Annotated in this window: 14 protein-coding genes; 12 read left to right on the forward strand and 2 right to left on the reverse strand. The window is 73.8% G+C overall.

Features of this window, described 5'->3' with window-relative positions; translation table 11 throughout:
• Positions 1–371 precede the first annotated feature (371 nt).
• The 5 genes from ACFRAV_RS20050 (at position 372) to metK (ending at position 4,655) form a co-directional block, all read left to right on the forward strand.
• On the forward strand, positions 372–695 hold the full coding sequence (locus ACFRAV_RS20050; RefSeq protein ID WP_108957087.1) for an integration host factor: 324 nt from the start codon (positions 372–374) through the stop codon (positions 693–695).
• Between the two features lie 37 nt (positions 696–732).
• Positions 733–1,329, forward strand: coding sequence for a guanylate kinase (gene gmk, locus ACFRAV_RS20055; RefSeq protein WP_382557440.1), 597 nt, complete (start codon positions 733–735; stop codon positions 1,327–1,329).
• 253 nt (positions 1,330–1,582) lie between these two features.
• Positions 1,583–1,867, forward strand: coding sequence for a DNA-directed RNA polymerase subunit omega (rpoZ, locus tag ACFRAV_RS20060; RefSeq protein WP_108957089.1), 285 nt, complete (start codon positions 1,583–1,585; stop codon positions 1,865–1,867).
• A gap of 153 nt (positions 1,868–2,020) precedes the next feature.
• Positions 2,021–3,256 carry a bifunctional phosphopantothenoylcysteine decarboxylase/phosphopantothenate--cysteine ligase CoaBC gene (gene coaBC / locus ACFRAV_RS20065; RefSeq protein WP_382557442.1) on the forward strand — a complete coding sequence of 412 codons (1,236 nt, stop codon included), beginning with the start codon at positions 2,021–2,023 and terminating at the stop codon, positions 3,254–3,256.
• A gap of 190 nt (positions 3,257–3,446) precedes the next feature.
• Positions 3,447–4,655 (forward strand): methionine adenosyltransferase, encoded by a 1,209-nt coding sequence (gene metK, locus ACFRAV_RS20070; protein ID WP_382557445.1) that lies wholly within the window; start codon positions 3,447–3,449, stop codon positions 4,653–4,655.
• Positions 4,656–4,762: 107 nt separating this feature from the next.
• Here metK and ACFRAV_RS20075 read toward each other — a convergent pair whose 3' ends face one another.
• The gene (locus ACFRAV_RS20075) at positions 4,763–5,158 is read right to left on the reverse strand and encodes a hypothetical protein (RefSeq protein ID WP_382557448.1); all 396 of its coding nucleotides are present in this window, start codon (positions 5,156–5,158) and stop codon (positions 4,763–4,765) included.
• Positions 5,159–5,296: 138 nt separating this feature from the next.
• Here ACFRAV_RS20075 and ACFRAV_RS20080 point away from each other — a divergent pair, with 138 nt between their 5' ends.
• Positions 5,297–7,456, forward strand: a complete 2,160-nt coding sequence (locus ACFRAV_RS20080) for a primosomal protein N' (RefSeq protein WP_382557451.1) — start codon at positions 5,297–5,299, stop codon at positions 7,454–7,456.
• A gap of 240 nt (positions 7,457–7,696) precedes the next feature.
• Here the strand turns inward: ACFRAV_RS20080 and ACFRAV_RS20085 are convergent, their stop codons facing one another.
• Positions 7,697–8,188 carry a hypothetical protein gene (locus ACFRAV_RS20085; RefSeq protein ID WP_382557453.1) on the reverse strand — a complete coding sequence of 164 codons (492 nt, stop codon included), beginning with the start codon at positions 8,186–8,188 and terminating at the stop codon, positions 7,697–7,699.
• Positions 8,189–8,395: 207 nt separating this feature from the next.
• Between ACFRAV_RS20085 and fmt the strand changes: the two genes are divergently transcribed.
• The 6 genes from fmt to ACFRAV_RS20115 all read left to right on the forward strand — a co-directional run bounded on the left by fmt (position 8,396) and on the right by ACFRAV_RS20115 (position 14,884).
• Complete coding sequence (fmt, locus tag ACFRAV_RS20090; protein ID WP_382557455.1) at positions 8,396–9,328, forward strand: methionyl-tRNA formyltransferase; 933 nt, start codon at positions 8,396–8,398, stop codon at positions 9,326–9,328.
• Between the two features lie 85 nt (positions 9,329–9,413).
• Positions 9,414–10,844: an RsmB/NOP family class I SAM-dependent RNA methyltransferase gene (locus ACFRAV_RS20095; protein ID WP_382557458.1), complete on the forward strand. Its 1,431-nt coding sequence runs from the start codon at positions 9,414–9,416 to the stop codon at positions 10,842–10,844.
• 109 nt (positions 10,845–10,953) lie between these two features.
• Positions 10,954–11,640 carry a ribulose-phosphate 3-epimerase gene (rpe, locus tag ACFRAV_RS20100; RefSeq protein WP_382557460.1) on the forward strand — a complete coding sequence of 229 codons (687 nt, stop codon included), beginning with the start codon at positions 10,954–10,956 and terminating at the stop codon, positions 11,638–11,640.
• 113 nt (positions 11,641–11,753) lie between these two features.
• A complete protein-coding gene (locus ACFRAV_RS20105) occupies positions 11,754–12,797 on the forward strand; it encodes a sugar-binding domain-containing protein (RefSeq protein ID WP_351118407.1) in 1,044 nt (347 codons plus the stop codon).
• Between the two features lie 264 nt (positions 12,798–13,061).
• Complete coding sequence (locus ACFRAV_RS20110; protein ID WP_382557463.1) at positions 13,062–13,316, forward strand: hypothetical protein; 255 nt, start codon at positions 13,062–13,064, stop codon at positions 13,314–13,316.
• Between the two features lie 125 nt (positions 13,317–13,441).
• Entirely contained in the window at positions 13,442–14,884 is a 1,443-nt protein-coding gene (locus ACFRAV_RS20115; protein WP_382557465.1) for a GuaB1 family IMP dehydrogenase-related protein, read from the forward strand.
• Positions 14,885–14,931: the final 47 nt, after the last annotated feature.

Below are 14,931 nucleotides of genomic sequence, written 5' to 3' on the forward strand. Positions count from 1 at the left end.
CGCGGCCGACCGCTTCGCCGCCGTGGGCCGCTGGGCCGTCGCCGGCTGAGCGGGCCCGCCGACGGTGGGCGCTGGGCGCCCTGTACGCGGGTCCGCCAGGGGGATGGCCCCCCGTGGCGGACCCGCTTCATCCGTATCTCCGCCTTCCTCCGCGCAAAACCGCTCCGGTTTGTCGTAAATGTCGGGCGCTATCGGGCCGCTCCTGAGTCTGACCAGGACTTTTCCGTCGTTCTCGCTGACTCTCGCTGCCCGGACCGCTAGTCTCCGACCAGAGCCACAGGCCAACTGTGGTGTGTGGCTCACCGGCTGTGGGGCAAGCGAGTTCCTCACCGGTCCGTATCCGACAGTTCGACATCCGAGGTGACGTAGGCGTGGCTCTTCCGCCCCTTACCCCCGAACAGCGCGCAGCCGCGCTCGAAAAGGCCGCCGCGGCTCGCCGGGAGCGGGCCGAGGTCAAGAATCGACTCAAGCACTCCGGCGCCTCCCTTCACGAGGTCATCAAGCAGGGCCAGGAGAACGACGTCATCGGCAAGATGAAGGTCTCCGCCCTGCTCGAGTCGCTGCCGGGCGTCGGCAAGGTCCGCGCCAAGCAGATCATGGAGCGACTCGGGATCTCCGAGAGCCGCCGGGTGCGTGGCCTTGGCTCCAACCAGATCGCCTCCCTGGAGCGGGAGTTCGGCGGCAGCGCCTCCTGAGTCCCGGACCACCCGGGATTACTGGAATAATCGGCGCATGGCTGCAACACCCCGGGGGACGACCACCCCCGTCCCCCAGGACGTACGTCCGCGTCTGACCGTGCTCTCCGGCCCCTCCGGGGTCGGCAAGAGCACGGTCGTCGCCCATATGCGCAACGAGCACCCCGACGTGTGGCTCTCCGTCTCGGCGACCACCCGCAAGCCCCGCCCGGGCGAGCAGGACGGTGTCCATTACTTTTTCGTCACCGACGAGGAGATGGACAAGATGATCGCCAACGGCGAGCTGCTGGAATGGGCCGAGTTCGCGGGAAACCGTTACGGCACCCCTCGGGGCGCCGTGATGGAGCGGCTCGAGGCGGGCAAGCCCGTGCTCCTGGAGATCGATCTCCAGGGCGCCCGCCTGGTGCGCGAGTCCATGCCCCAGGCCCAGCTGGTGTTCCTCGCGCCGCCCTCCTGGGACGAGCTGGTGCGCCGCCTCACCGGGCGCGGCACCGAGTCGCCCGAGGTGATCGAGCGCCGGCTGGAGGCCGCCACGGTGGAACTGGCCGCCGAGCCGGAGTTCGACGTCACCCTGGTCAACACCTCCGTGGACGCCGTGGCCCGGGAGCTGCTGGCGCTGATGGGCGCCGTCTGACGGACCTCCCCGGCCCCTCGTGCGAAGGGTCCGCGCGAGGTACGCTGCGCGGATCGTCCGGGCGCGAAGCTATACTCCGGGGTGTCGGCCGAAACGCGTGCCAGAACGCGCGGGCCGGCACGCGACAGGTCACGGACCTGTCCGGCGGTCGGGAGGACCGTCGCAGGGTGGGCCCGGTGCCCGCCGATCCCGTCGGAGCGATCCGGGCGGGACAGCTCCCAGATCTCATTCATCCTTATCGGAAGGTCAGAGCGTGTCCTCTTCCATGACCGCGCCCGAGGGCATCATCAACCCGCCGATCGACGAGCTCCTCGAGGCGACCGACTCGAAGTACAGCCTGGTGATCTACGCGGCCAAGCGTGCCCGCCAGATCAACGCGTACTACTCGCAGCTCGGTGAGGGCCTCCTCGAGTACGTGGGCCCGCTCGTCGACACCCACGTCCACGAGAAGCCCCTCTCGATCGCCCTGCGCGAGATCAACGCCGGTCTGCTCACCTCCGAGGCCGTCGACGGCCCGGCGACGGACCCCACGCGCTGACTCGCCGGCTCCGTGGAGCCGCGTGTTTTCATCAGCCACAGGCCCGGCAGCGACCTGCCGGGCCTGTGGTCTGCCCGGACACCCTCCGGGACGGCCGCCGGCCCGCCGTAGGCTCGGGACCGGCACAGGTACGCACTGCAGGGGAGAGACACGGTGGAGACGACGGTGCACGAGCACGAGAGGGACGGCCGGCCCCGGATCGTCCTGGGCGTCAGCGGCGGCATCGCCGCCTACAAGGCGTGCGAGCTGCTGCGGCGGTTCACCGAGTCCGGCCACGACGTCAGGGTGGTGCCCACCGCCTCGGCACTGCAGTTCGTCGGCGCGCCCACCTGGTCCGCGCTCTCCGGCCACCCGGTCTCCGCCGAGGTGTGGGAGTCCGTCCACGAGGTGCCCCACGTGCGCATCGGGCAGGCCGCCGACCTGGTCGTGGTGGCCCCCGCCACCGCCGACATGCTGGCCAAGGCGGCCCACGGCCTCGCCGACGACCTGCTCACCAACACCCTCCTCACCGCCCGCTGCCCAGTGGTCTTCGCGCCCGCCATGCACACCGAGATGTGGGAGCACCCGGCCACCCAGGAGAACGTGGCCACGCTGCGCCGCCGCGGCGCCGTGGTGATCGAGCCGGCCGTGGGCCGCCTCACCGGCGTCGACACCGGCAAGGGCCGCTTCCCCGACCCGGCCGAGATCTTCGAGATCTGCCGCCGCGTGCTGACCCGCGGACCGGCCGAACCCGACCTGGCCGGACGTCACGTGGTGATCAGCGCGGGCGGCACCCGCGAGCCGCTGGACCCGGTCCGTTTCCTCGGCAACCGCTCCTCCGGCAAGCAGGGCTACGCCCTGGCCCGCACCGCCGCCGCCCGCGGCGCCCGGGTCACCCTGGTCTCCGCCAACGCCGCCCTGCCCGACCCGGCGGGCGTGGACGTGGTCCGCGTGGGCACCGCCGTCGAACTCCGCGAGGCCGTGGTGGCGGCCGCCCGGGAGGCCGACGCCGTGGTCATGTCCGCCGCCGTCGCCGACTTCCGCCCGGCCCACTACGCCGAGGGCAAGATCAAGAAGAAGGACGGCCAGGAGCCGGAGCCGGTCGCGCTGGTGCGCAACCCCGACGTGCTCGCGGAGATCTCCGCCCGGCGCTCCCGCCCCGGCCAGGTGGTGGTCGGCTTCGCCGCCGAGACCCACGACGTGGTCGCCAACGGCCGGGCCAAGCTGAAGCGCAAGGGCTGCGACCTCCTGGTGGTCAACCAGGTCGGGGAGAACCTCACCTTCGGGTCCGAGGAGAACGAGGCCCTGGTCCTCGGCGCCGACGGCAGCGAGACGCCGGTGCCGCGCGGCCCCAAGGAGGACCTGGCCGACATCGTCTGGGACCTGGTCGCCGGACGTCTCGACCCGTGAGCCGCACCCGGGCGCGCGCGGGGTGTGATGTGCCGGATGTTCCGGTCCGTCCCGGCCTCTTCCGCCCGTAGGGTGAGATCGATGGCCCGCCAAACGGGCAACACCTACTAGACTGTGCCGGACGTCCGGGCGCAGCCCCGCGTCGTCGCCCAAGATTCAGCCAGCAGCCGCTGCAAACCCAGGGAGCGTTGTGTCCCGTCGCCTGTTCACCTCGGAGTCCGTGACCGAAGGTCACCCCGACAAGATCGCTGACCAGATCAGCGACACCATTCTCGACGCGCTCCTGCGCGAGGACCCGACCTCCCGTGTCGCGGTCGAGACGCTGATCACCACCGGCCTGGTGCACGTCGCCGGCGAGGTCACCACCAAGGCCTACGCCCCGATCCCGCAGCTGGTGCGCGAGAAGATTCTCGAGATCGGGTACGACTCCTCCAAGAAGGGCTTCGACGGGGCCTCCTGCGGCGTGTCGGTCTCCATCGGCTCGCAGTCCGCCGACATCGCCCAGGGCGTCGACGCGGCCTACGAGGCGCGTGTCGAGGGTGACGAGGACGAGCTCGACCGCCAGGGCGCGGGCGACCAGGGCCTGATGTTCGGTTACGCCTCCGACGAGACGCCGACCCTGATGCCGCTGCCGGTCTTCCTGGCGCACCGCCTCTCCAAGCGCCTGTCGGACGTGCGCAAGAACGGGACCATCCCGTACCTGCGCCCCGACGGCAAGACCCAGGTCACCATCGAGTACGACGGCGACAAGGCGGTCCGGCTGGACACCGTGGTCGTCTCCTCGCAGCACGCCTCGGACATCGACCTGGACTCGCTGCTCACCCCGGACATCCGCGAGTACGTGGTGGAGCCGGAGCTGAAGGCGCTCTCCGACGACGGCATCAAGCTGGAGACCGAGGGCTACCGCCTGCTGGTCAACCCGACCGGCCGCTTCGAGATCGGCGGCCCGATGGGCGACGCCGGCCTCACCGGCCGCAAGATCATCATCGACACCTACGGCGGCATGGCCCGCCACGGCGGCGGCGCCTTCTCGGGCAAGGACCCGTCCAAGGTCGACCGCTCCGCCGCGTACGCCATGCGCTGGGTGGCCAAGAACGTCGTCGCCGCCGGCCTCGCCGCGCGCTGCGAGGTCCAGGTCGCGTACGCGATCGGCAAGGCCGAGCCGGTGGGCCTGTTCGTCGAGACCTTCGACACCGAGAAGGTCGACGTGGAGAAGATCCAGGCCGCCATCACCGAGGTCTTCGACCTGCGTCCGGCCGCGATCATCCGCGACCTCGACCTGCTGCGTCCGATCTACTCCCAGACGGCCGCCTACGGCCACTTCGGCCGTGAGCTGCCCGACTTCACCTGGGAGCGCACGGACCGCGTCGAGGAGCTGAAGAAGGCCGCGGGGGCCTGATCCTCCCCTGTTCGTGACGAGGCCCGGCCGCGCCCTTCGAGGCAGCGGCCGGGCCTCGGGTGTGTCCCAAGACCCTTTCCCCGCGCGACGCGGGACGGGGCGGCACGTCAGAGTTCGTACGGGTACAAACTGATCTTCTCGCGCTCGACGAACAGCTCGATCCACGTGCCGTCGACGTCCTCCGGCAGCGGACCGGCGATGTCCAGCAGAATCGGACTGCCGTCCAGGTCCAGCACGGCGGCCCCGTCCTCGGTGAGGCGCAGAAGTCCGCGCAGGACGACGCAGTGTCCACCGGGCCGGACTTCCGCCCCGGCAGCGCCAGCCGGCTTGGCGTTCCGCCCCCAGGTGAGTTCGGCGTCGACCGTCCACTCGACGTGGTACTCGCCCGGCTCCGCGTTCTCGTCACCGCACCAGCGGACCGCGGTCCTGCCGAAGGGCGTCTGAATCTGGGCCAGCCAGGGACTCCAGGGAAACCGCGCGATCTTCTCGACGTCGATCAACATCGTTCGAGCATGCGGCATCCGGGTGCGGTTCGGCACCGTGGAGGTCGGCAGACCCGTCAACCACTGAGGCGCCGCAACCGGTGGGCGAAGCCGGGCCGGGCGCGGCGCGGTGTCCGAGGGCGGTGGAAGAATGGCGGCGTGAGCAGCGAAGAGACCTCGCAGGAGGGCAGCGCGACGGGCGCGCCGCCCGAGCAGCTCGCGCTCATCCGGGCGGGCGTCCGCGAGGGCAAGGAGAAGGCGCCCAAGGCCAAGCCGCGGACCTGGCGCGGCGCGCCCGTCGCCGAGCACCTTCCCGTGGCGCGCGTCCTCGTCGACAAGGGCGTCCTGCACCTCGACCGCTACTTCGACTACGCCGTGCCCGTCGACCTGGACGCCGACGCACAGCCCGGCGTCCGGGTGCGGGTCCGCTTCGGCGCGGGCCGGGGCCGGGTCCGCGGCGGACGCCGCGAGGGCGGCGGGCTGGTGGACGGCTTCATCGTCGAGCGCCTCGCCGAGTCCGACTACAGCGGCCCGCTCGCCGCGCTCGCGCAGGTCGTCTCGCCCGAGCCGGTGCTCGGCCCCGACCTGCTGGCGCTCTGCCGTGCCGTCGCCGACCGCTACGCCGGCAGCCTCGCCGACGTGCTCCAGCTCGCCGTCCCGCCGCGCAACGCCGGCGCCGAGCGGGCCCCCTCGCCCGAGCCGCTGCCGCCGCCCGCCGCGCCCGCCCCCGGCTCCTGGAGCCGTTACGAGCAGGGGTCCGCGTTCCTGGAGAGCCTGGCCGTCGGCGGCTCCCCGCGGGCGGTGTGGAACGCGCTGCCGGGCCCCGGCTGGAGCGAGGAGATCGCCCGCGCGGTGGCCGCCACCCTGGCCTCCGGGCGCGGCGCGCTGGTCGTCGTCCCCGACGGGCGGACCGCCGCCCGGGTCGACGCCGCGCTGACCACCGTGCTGGGCGAGGCCCGGCACGTCCTGCTGACCGCCGACGCCGGGCCCGAGAAGCGCTACCGCCAGTGGCTGGCGGTGCGGCGCGGCTCGGTGCGCGCGGTCGTCGGTACCCGCGCCGCCATGTTCGCGCCGGTCCGCGATCTCGGCCTGGTGGTGGTGTGGGACGACGGCGACGACAGTCACAGCGAGCCGCACGCCCCCCAGCCGCACACCCGGGAGGTGCTCGAGCTGCGAGCCGCCCAGGCCCGGTGCGGGTTCCTGCTGGGCGCGTGGTCCACCACGGTCGAGGCCGCGCAGCTGGTGGAGAGCGGCTGGGCGCGGCCGCTGGTCGCCGGGCGGGGGCTGGTGCGGGCCGCCGCGCCGCTGGTGCGGACCGTCGGCGACCATGACCTCGCGCGGGACGAGGCGGCGCGCAGCGCCCGGCTGCCCACCCTCGCCTGGCAGATCGCACGCGAGGGTCTGCGCAGCGGACCGGTCCTGGTGCAGGTGCCGCGGCGCGGCTACACCCCGCGGATGGCCTGCGCGAACTGCCGGACGCCCGCCCGGTGCCGGCACTGCGCCGGCCCCCTGGAGGGACAGGACGAGTCGCGGCTGGCGTGCGCCTGGTGCGGGCGGGCCGAGCCGCGGTGGCACTGCCCGGAGTGCGGGGCGTTCCGGCTGCGGGCCAGCGTGGTGGGTGCGCGGCGGACCGCCGAGGAGCTGGGGCGGGCCTTCCCCTCGGTGCCGGTGCGCACCTCGGGGCGCGAACAGGTGCTGGACACGGTGCCGGGCACGCCGTCGCTGGTGGTGTCGACGCCGGGCGCCGAACCGGTCGCGGAGGGCGGCTACGCGGCGGCGCTGCTGCTCGACGGCTGGGCCATGCTGGGGCGGCAGGACCTGCGCTCCGACGAGCAGGCGCTGCGGCGGTGGATCGCGGCGGCGGCGCTGGTGCGGGGGCAGGAGGCCGGGGGGACGGTCGTGGTTGTCGCCGAGCCGACGCTGCGTCCGGTGCAGGCGCTGGTGCGGTGGGACCCCGTGGGGCACGCGCTGCGCGAGCTGTCGGAGCGGTCCGAGCTCGGGTTCCCGCCGGTGTCGCGGATGGCCGCGGTGTCGGGGCCGCCGGAGGCGGTGGCGGAGTTCCTCGCGGCGGCGGAGCTGCCGCGGGAGGCGGAGGTGCTGGGGCCCGTGCCGCTGCCGGTGACGCCGGCGGGGAGGGCGGGGGGTGCCCGGCGGGGGGCGCCGCCGCCGGGGGAGATCTGGGAGCGGGCTCTCGTGAGGGTGCCGCCGGGGCGGGGGGCCGCGCTGGCCGCCGCCCTCAAGTCCGCGCAGGCCGCCCGCATGGCCCGCGGCGGCGCCACCCCCGTTCGCCTCCGCATCGACCCCCCGGACATCGGCTGACCTCGCCTGCGGGCGCCGGTGCCGTCCTGCAGGACCTCCCGTTCGCATGGCGGAGCCACCACGCGGCGGCATCCCACGTCACGCCCCCTATGCCCTGCGGGCGACGCCCCCTGGGCGGCCCAGCCGCCTGCAGGGGGTGGTGGGTGCGAGCCCCGAGGGTGCCCGAAGGGTGGGTGTCGTGGCCCCCTGCGGAGGAGTGGCGGGGGTGTCCGCCCGCAGGGTGACGCGACGGGCGACCCCCTACGTGCCGTTGCGGGGGGAGGGGAAGGGGGTGGGGCGGTCGGGGAGGGGCTGGCGGGCCGCGGGGACCGTGGGGAGGTCACCCGGGGCAGGGGGCGGCTGCTGCCGGGACTGCCGCTCCGCCTCGGCGGCCGCCTGCTGCGCCGCCCTCCGCGCCCCGTACCGCCGGTGCACCGCCTGCTTGGTGACCCCCAGCGCGGACCCCACCGCGTCCCACGAGAACCCCAGCGACCGGTCGAAGTCCACCGCCGCCGTGACCAGCGTCTCGACACTGTCGCGCAGTTCCTGCGCGAGACGGACCGTCGGCGCCGGCGCCCGCCCGTAGACGACGAAGCCGGCGGAGGAACCCGTACGGCGCGGGCGGTAGACGTTCCCCAGCTGGGCGGTGAGCGTGCGCAACGCGTCCACCTGCCGGCGGACCCGCTCGATGTCCCGTACCAGCAGGTGCAGGCTGGCCCGAGCCTGGGCGTCGTGGGTTGCGTGGTCGGCCATGAACAAGCCTCTCGAACCGGCGATGAAAGGATCGGCCGCGACGAAGGCGGCCCGTTGTGGTCAACTCTCCTTTGACCAACGCTCCCGACCCCCGGGGGGTCACGGTCGCGGGGGCGCTCGGCCCTCGCCGCGCGCCCCGGGACGCCCCGTGGCCTCCTAGACTGGTGCGCCGCCCGCATCCCCGCCCCGAGAGGCCCTGACCCACCCATGAAGCTCGTCTTCGCAGGCACCCCCGAGGTCGCCCTCCCCGCCCTGGACGCACTGATCGCCTCCGGGCGGCACGAGGTGGCCGCCGTCGTCACCCGCCCCGACGCGCCCTCCGGACGGGGCCGCCGGCTGGTGGCGAGCCCGGTGGCCGAGCGTGCCCAGGAGGCGGGCATCGAGGTGCTCAGGCCCGCCACCCCGCGCGACGAGGCCTTCCTGGCCCGGCTGCGCGAGATCGCCCCCGACTGTTGCCCGGTGGTGGCCTACGGCGCCCTGCTGCCCCGCGTCGCCCTCGACGTCCCCGCCCACGGCTGGGTCAACCTGCACTTCTCGCTGCTGCCCGCCTGGCGCGGCGCCGCCCCCGTGCAGCACGCCGTGATGGCGGGCGACGAGATGACCGGCGCGTCCACCTTCCTGATCGAGGAGGGCCTGGACTCCGGCCCCGTCTACGGCACCGTCACCGAGACGGTCCGCCCCACCGACACCGCGGGCGACCTGCTCACCCGCCTGTCGCTGGCCGGCGCCGGCCTGCTGGCCGCCACCATGGACGGGATCGAGGACGGCGCCCTCAAGCCCGTGCCGCAGCCCGCCGACGGGATCAGCCTCGCCCCGAAGATCACGGTCGACGACGCGCGCGTCGACTGGGCGGCGCCCGCCCTGCGGGTCGACCGGGTGGTGCGCGGCTGCAACCCCGCCCCCGGCGCCTGGACCACCTTCCGCGGCGAGCGCCTGAAGCTCACCCAGGTCACCCCGGTCCCCGACCGGACCGACCTGGCGCCCGGCGAGATCGCCGCGGCCAAGAACAACGTGTACGTCGGCACCGGCTCGCACGCCGTGGAGCTGATGTGGCTGCGGCCCCAGGGCAAGAAGCCCATGCGCGCCGCCGACTGGGCCCGCGGCGTGCGGATCGCCGCCGGGGAGACGCTGGGCGGCTGAGGCGGTCGGCGGGGGAGCGGGGCGCCGCGGGCCGTAGTCTGGGGAGGTACCACCTTCTCGATGACTGATCCGGAGCACCTTTTTCGTGAGCGACCCCTCCCGCCGCCCCCGCAGGCCCGCCAAGCCGTACCGCCGGCCCCAGAAGGACCCGGTCCGTGTCCTCGCCTTCGAGGCGCTGCGCGCCGTCGACGAGCGGGACGCGTACGCCAACCTGGTCCTGCCGCCGCTGCTGCGCAAGGCCCGCGAGAAGGAGGGCTTCGACGGCCGCGACGCCGCCCTGGCCACCGAGCTGGTCTACGGCACGCTGCGCCGCCAGGGCACCTACGACGCGATCATCGCAGACTGCGTCGACCGGCCGCTGCGCGAGGTGGACCCGCCGGTGCTCGACGTCCTCTCGCTCGGCGCGCACCAGCTGCTGGGCACCCGGATCCCGCCGCACGCGGCGGTCTCCGCCACCGTGGAGCTGGCCCGCGTGGTGCTCGGGGACGGCCGCGCCAAGTTCGTCAACGCCGTGCTGCGCAAGATCGCCCGGCAGGACCTCGACGCCTGGCTGGAGCAGGTCGCCCCGCCCTACGACGAGGACCCGGAGGACCACCTCGCCGTGGTCCACTCGCACCCCCGCTGGGTGGTCTCCGCGCTGTGGGACTCCCTGGGCGGCGGCCGGGCCGGCGTCGAGGAGCTGCTGGCCGCGGACAACGAGCGGCCCGAGGTGACCCTGGTGGCGCGCCCCGGGCGGGCCACCGCGGCCGAGCTGCTGGAGTCGCTGGACGAGGAGGCGGCCGCGCCGGGGCGCTGGTCCCCGTACGCGGTCCGGCTCACCGAGGGCGGCGAGCCCGGAGCGGTGGAGGCCGTGCGCGAGGGCCGCGCCGGCGTCCAGGACGAGGGCAGCCAGCTGGTCGCGCTGGCGCTGGCCAACGCGCCGCTGGAGGGCCCCGACAAGGCCTGGCTGGACGGCTGCGCGGGCCCCGGCGGCAAGGCGGCGCTGCTCGCCGGGCTGGCCGCCGAGCGCGGGGCCGTGCTGCTCGCCTCGGAGAAGCAGCCGCACCGGGCAGGCCTTGTCGCCCGGGCACTGGAAGGCAACCCCGGCCCGTACCAGGTGATCACCGCCGACGGCACGCGCCCGCCGTGGCGTCCCGGCTCGTTCGACCGCGTCCTGATGGACGTGCCGTGCACCGGCCTGGGCGCGCTGCGGCGCCGCCCGGAGGCCCGCTGGCGGCGGCGTCCCGAGGACCTGGACGGCTTCGCCCCGCTGCAGCGGGCACTGCTGCGCACCGCACTGGAATCGGTGCGGGTCGGCGGGGTCGTCGGCTACGTGACCTGTTCCCCGCACCTCGCGGAGACCCGTGCCGTCGTCGACGACGTGCTCAAGCAGCACGCCGGCGAGGCCGAACTCCTCGACGCGCGGCCCCTGTTGCCGGGCGTGGCCGACCTCGGGGCAGGACCCGACGTCCAGCTGTGGCCGCACCTGCACGGCACCGACGCGATGTATCTGGCGCTGCTGCGCCGCGTCGCGTAACGACCGCACCCGGGGCGCGCCCCCGACCGGGCCCTGCGACCGGCCCCGGGCGGAAAGTGGAAGGCCCCCGGATGCCGCCCGGGGGCCCGCTCCATGGGAGGCTGTGGGCATGGCCGTGCAGATCAACCCGAGCATCCTGTCCGCCGACTTCGCGCGCCTCGCCGACGAGGCGAAGGCGGTCGCCGGGGCCGACTGGCTCCACGTCGACGTGATGGACAACCACTTCGTGCCCAACCTGACCCTCGGCGTGCCGGTGGTCGAGTCCCTGGCGCGGGCGACGGACACCCCGCTGGACTGTCACCTGATGATCGAGCAGCCCGACCGCTGGGCCCCGCAGTACGTGGAGGCCGGCGCCGGCTCCGTCACCTTCCACGTCGAGGCGGCGGCCGCGCCGGTGCGCCTGGCCCGCGAGATCCGCGCCAAGGGAGCCCGCGCCTCCATGGCGCTGCGTCCGGCCACGCCGATCGAGCCCTACGAGGACCTGCTCCCCGAGCTCGACATGCTGCTGATCATGACGGTCGAGCCCGGCTTCGGCGGCCAGGCCTTCCTGGACATCATGCTGCCCAAGATCCGCCGCACCCGTGAGCTCATCACCAAGCACGGTCTCGAGCTCTGGCTGCAGATCGACGGCGGCGTCTCGGAGTCCACGATCGAGCGCTGCGCCGAGGCCGGCGCCGACGTGTTCGTGGCCGGTTCCGCGGTGTACAGCGCCGAGGACCCGGCCGAGGCGGTGCGCGCGCTGCGCGCCAAGGCGGAGGCGGCCACCGCCGCCGCGTCCTGGGCGTGCGCCCACTGAACCGCGCCCGCCACGCCGCGCCCGGCACCTGCCGGGCCAACGGAATGTGAACGACGCCGACAGAGGCGGATCCGCCCTGCCGTATCTGCAAGGATGGACGGCAGGTCCAAGATGTGAACAGCAGTGAGGAGAGCGCCGTGTCGGGTATGTCGGCGGGCCGGTCAGCCATGCGGATGGGTCCCGCTGAGCTGGTGCAGGCGGCGGCCATGGCCCGCCGCTTCTACCTCGAGGGCAAGTCCAAGATCCAGATCGCCGAGGAGTTCGGCGTGAGCCGCTTCAAGGTGGCGCGGGTGCTGGAGACCGCCCTCGAGAGGGACCTCGTGCGGATCGAGATCCGTGTCCCGGCCGAACTGGACGCGGAGCGCTCCGACGCGCTCCGGGCCCGGTACGGCCTGCGGCACGCCGTCGTGGTCGAGTCCCCCGCGGAGGCCCAGGACTCCCCGGACCCGGAGAACCTCGGCGAGGTCGCCGCGGACCTCCTGGGCGAGCTCATCGACGAGGGAGACGTCCTGGGCCTGGCCTGGGGCAGGTCCACCATCCACATGGCTGCGGCGCTGAGCAAGCTGCCGCAGTGCACGGTGGTCCAGCTGACCGGCGTCTACGACGCCGGAACCGCCGAGCGCGGCTCGGTGGAGGCGGTGCGGCGCGCCGCCCAGGTGTCGGGCGGCGACGCCCACCCCATCTACGCGCCGATGCTGCTGCCCGACGTGGCCACCGCGGCCGCGCTGCGCAGCCAGACGGGCATCGCCCGGGCCTTCGAGTACTTCGACAAGGTCACCGTCGCCTGCGTGTCGATCGGTTCCTGGGACCCGGGCGTCTCCACGGTGCACGACATGCTCAGCGACGAGGAGCGGGAGCACTACGCCTCGCTGGGCGTCGCGGCGGAGATGTCGGCGCACCTGTTCGACGCACAGGGCCGGCGGGTCGGTCGGGACCTGGGTGAGCGGTGCATCACGGTGAAGGCGGAGCAGCTGCGCCGCATCCCCGAGGTGGTCGCCATCGCCGGCGGCGCGCGCAAGGGCTCCGCGATCGACGCGGTGCTGCGCTCGGGGCTGGTCACCAGCCTGGTGACCGACACCTCGGCCGCCGACTACCTGCTGACCGCGGGCCCGACGCCGGCTCCCGCCCTCAACCGGGCGGACCCCGACGGCGTCTGACGGCTCCCACGGCTCCGGCCCGTCCGGACGGCCCACGCTCCTCGCGTGGGCCGTCCGGCGTTTTCCGGGCCCTGCCGCGGCCCTTCACCCCGCACGGCCTCCCGCGCTACCCCGGAACGGGGCGGTCCACGCGCCCGGCGGCCCGGTCGGCGGCTTTCGGCCAACCCCGTGCGGAAGACGCCGCCCGTGTTGTGCGGTCATGGACATGATCGCAAAATGGCCGGGTTGCCGGGACCGGGACCGCCGCGCGAGAAGGGACAGCGGATGGAAGCGCACGGAGCCGAAACCGGAAGCCTCGACCTGAAGATCCTGCGCATGCTGCTCGAAGGGTGCACGGACGCCACCGTCGCCGTACGGCTGGGCATCGGGCAGCGGACCGTGCAGCGGCGTATCCGGCAGATGATGGACGCGGCGGGCGTCAACACCCGCATCCAGCTCGGCTGGCACGCCAGGGAGCGCTTCCCGTACCTGCGACCCCGCCGGTCCGCCCACCGTCTTGGTAGGAAAATACAAGGCTGAAGATCGCACTTCCGGACGTTCTGTGGCTGGTTCTCCCGGGATCCGCCGGGGGAGACTGAAGTACGTGCCTTTTTCCCTCGGCGGTCCACGCCGCAGGGCCGTATCTGTTCTTTCGGGATGTGCACGTGCGATTCCTCAACGACGTCCAGCCGACGTACGACCTCACCTACGACGACGTCTTCATGGTTCCGAGCCGCTCCTCCGTCGGCTCCCGTCAGGCCGTCGACCTCTCCGCGCCGGACGGCACCGGCACCACGGTCCCGCTGGTCGTCGCCAACATGACCGCCGTCGCGGGCCGCCGCATGGCCGAGACCGTCGCCCGCCGGGGCGGGCTGGTCGTCATCCCGCAGGACATCCCGATCGAGGTCGTCACCGAGGTCGTCGGCTGGGTCAAGGGCCGCCACCTGGTGCTCGACACGCCGATCGTGCTCTCGCCGCACCAGACCGTCGCCGACGCGCTCTCGCTGCTGCCCAAGCGCGCCCACAACGCAGGCGTGGTCGTCGACGAGGATTACAAGCCGGTCGGCGTCGTCACCGACCGCGACCTCTCCGGCGTCGACCGCTTCACCCAGCTGGCCCAGGTCATGTCCCGTGACCTCCTGCTGCTCGACGCGGACATCGACCCCCGCGAGGCGTTCAACACCCTCGACCACGCCAACCGCCGCTACGCCCCCGCCGTGGACGCCGACGGCCGCCTCGCGGGCATCCTGACCCGCAAGGGCGCGCTGCGCGCCACCCTGTACACCCCCGCCGTCGACGACCAGGGCCGCCTGCGCATCGCCGCCGCCGTCGGCATCAACGGCGACGTGGCGGGCAAGGCCAAGCAGCTGCTCGACGCCGGGATCGACACCCTGGTCATCGACACCGCGCACGGCCACCAGGAGTCGATGATCAACGCCGTCCGCACCGTCCGGGCGCTCGACCCGCGGGTGCCGATCGTCGCGGGCAACATCGTCTCCGCGCAGGGCGTGCGCGACCTGATCGAGGCGGGCGCCGACATCGTCAAGGTGGGCGTCGGCCCGGGCGCCATGTGCACCACCCGGATGATGACCGGCGTGGGCCGTCCGCAGTTCTCCGCGGTCCTGGAGTGCGCCGCCGAGGCGAAGAAGCACGGCAAGCACGTCTGGGCCGACGGCGGCGTCCGTCACCCGCGCGACGTGGCGATGGCCCTGGCGGCCGGCGCCTCCAACGTGATGATCGGCTCCTGGTTCGCCGGCACCTACGAGTCCCCGGGCGACCTCCAGCAGGCGCCCGACGGGCGCTACTACAAGGAGTCCTTCGGCATGGCCTCCGCCCGCGCGGTCGCCAACCGCACCTCGGAGGAGTCCGCGTACGACCGTGCCCGCAAGGGCCTGTTCGAGGAGGGCATCTCGACCTCCCGGATGTTCCTCGACCCGCAGCGGCCGGGCGTGGAGGACCTCATCGACTCCGTCATCGCGGGCGTCCGCTCCTCCTGCACCTACGCCGGCGCGGGCGACCTGGCGGAGTTCGCCGACAAGGCCGTCGTCGGCGTCCAGAGCGCCGCCGGCTACGCCGAGGGCAAGCCGCTGCACGCCAGCTGGAGCTGATCTGTTCTACTGCCCGTACCACCCCGTACGGAAGTGACCTTCGCACC

The organism is Streptomyces sp. NPDC056600 (assembly GCF_042792855.1).
In the GTDB taxonomy this organism is placed as follows: Bacteria; Actinomycetota; Actinomycetes; order Streptomycetales; family Streptomycetaceae; genus Streptomyces.

What these genes read in the sequence shown, in the direction of transcription:
- gmk (WP_382557440.1), top strand. Translation starts at nt 733, where the DNA reads ATGGCTGCAACACCCCGGGGGACGACCACCCCCGTCCCCCAGGACGTA.
- ACFRAV_RS20075 (WP_382557448.1), bottom strand. Translation starts at nt 5,158, where the DNA reads ATGTTGATCGACGTCGAGAAGATCGCGCGGTTTCCCTGGAGTCCCTGG.
- ACFRAV_RS20085 (WP_382557453.1), bottom strand. Translation starts at nt 8,188, where the DNA reads ATGGCCGACCACGCAACCCACGACGCCCAGGCTCGGGCCAGCCTGCAC.
- fmt (WP_382557455.1), top strand. Translation starts at nt 8,396, where the DNA reads ATGAAGCTCGTCTTCGCAGGCACCCCCGAGGTCGCCCTCCCCGCCCTG.
- rpe (WP_382557460.1), top strand. Translation starts at nt 10,954, where the DNA reads ATGGCCGTGCAGATCAACCCGAGCATCCTGTCCGCCGACTTCGCGCGC.
- ACFRAV_RS20110 (WP_382557463.1), top strand. Translation starts at nt 13,062, where the DNA reads ATGGAAGCGCACGGAGCCGAAACCGGAAGCCTCGACCTGAAGATCCTG.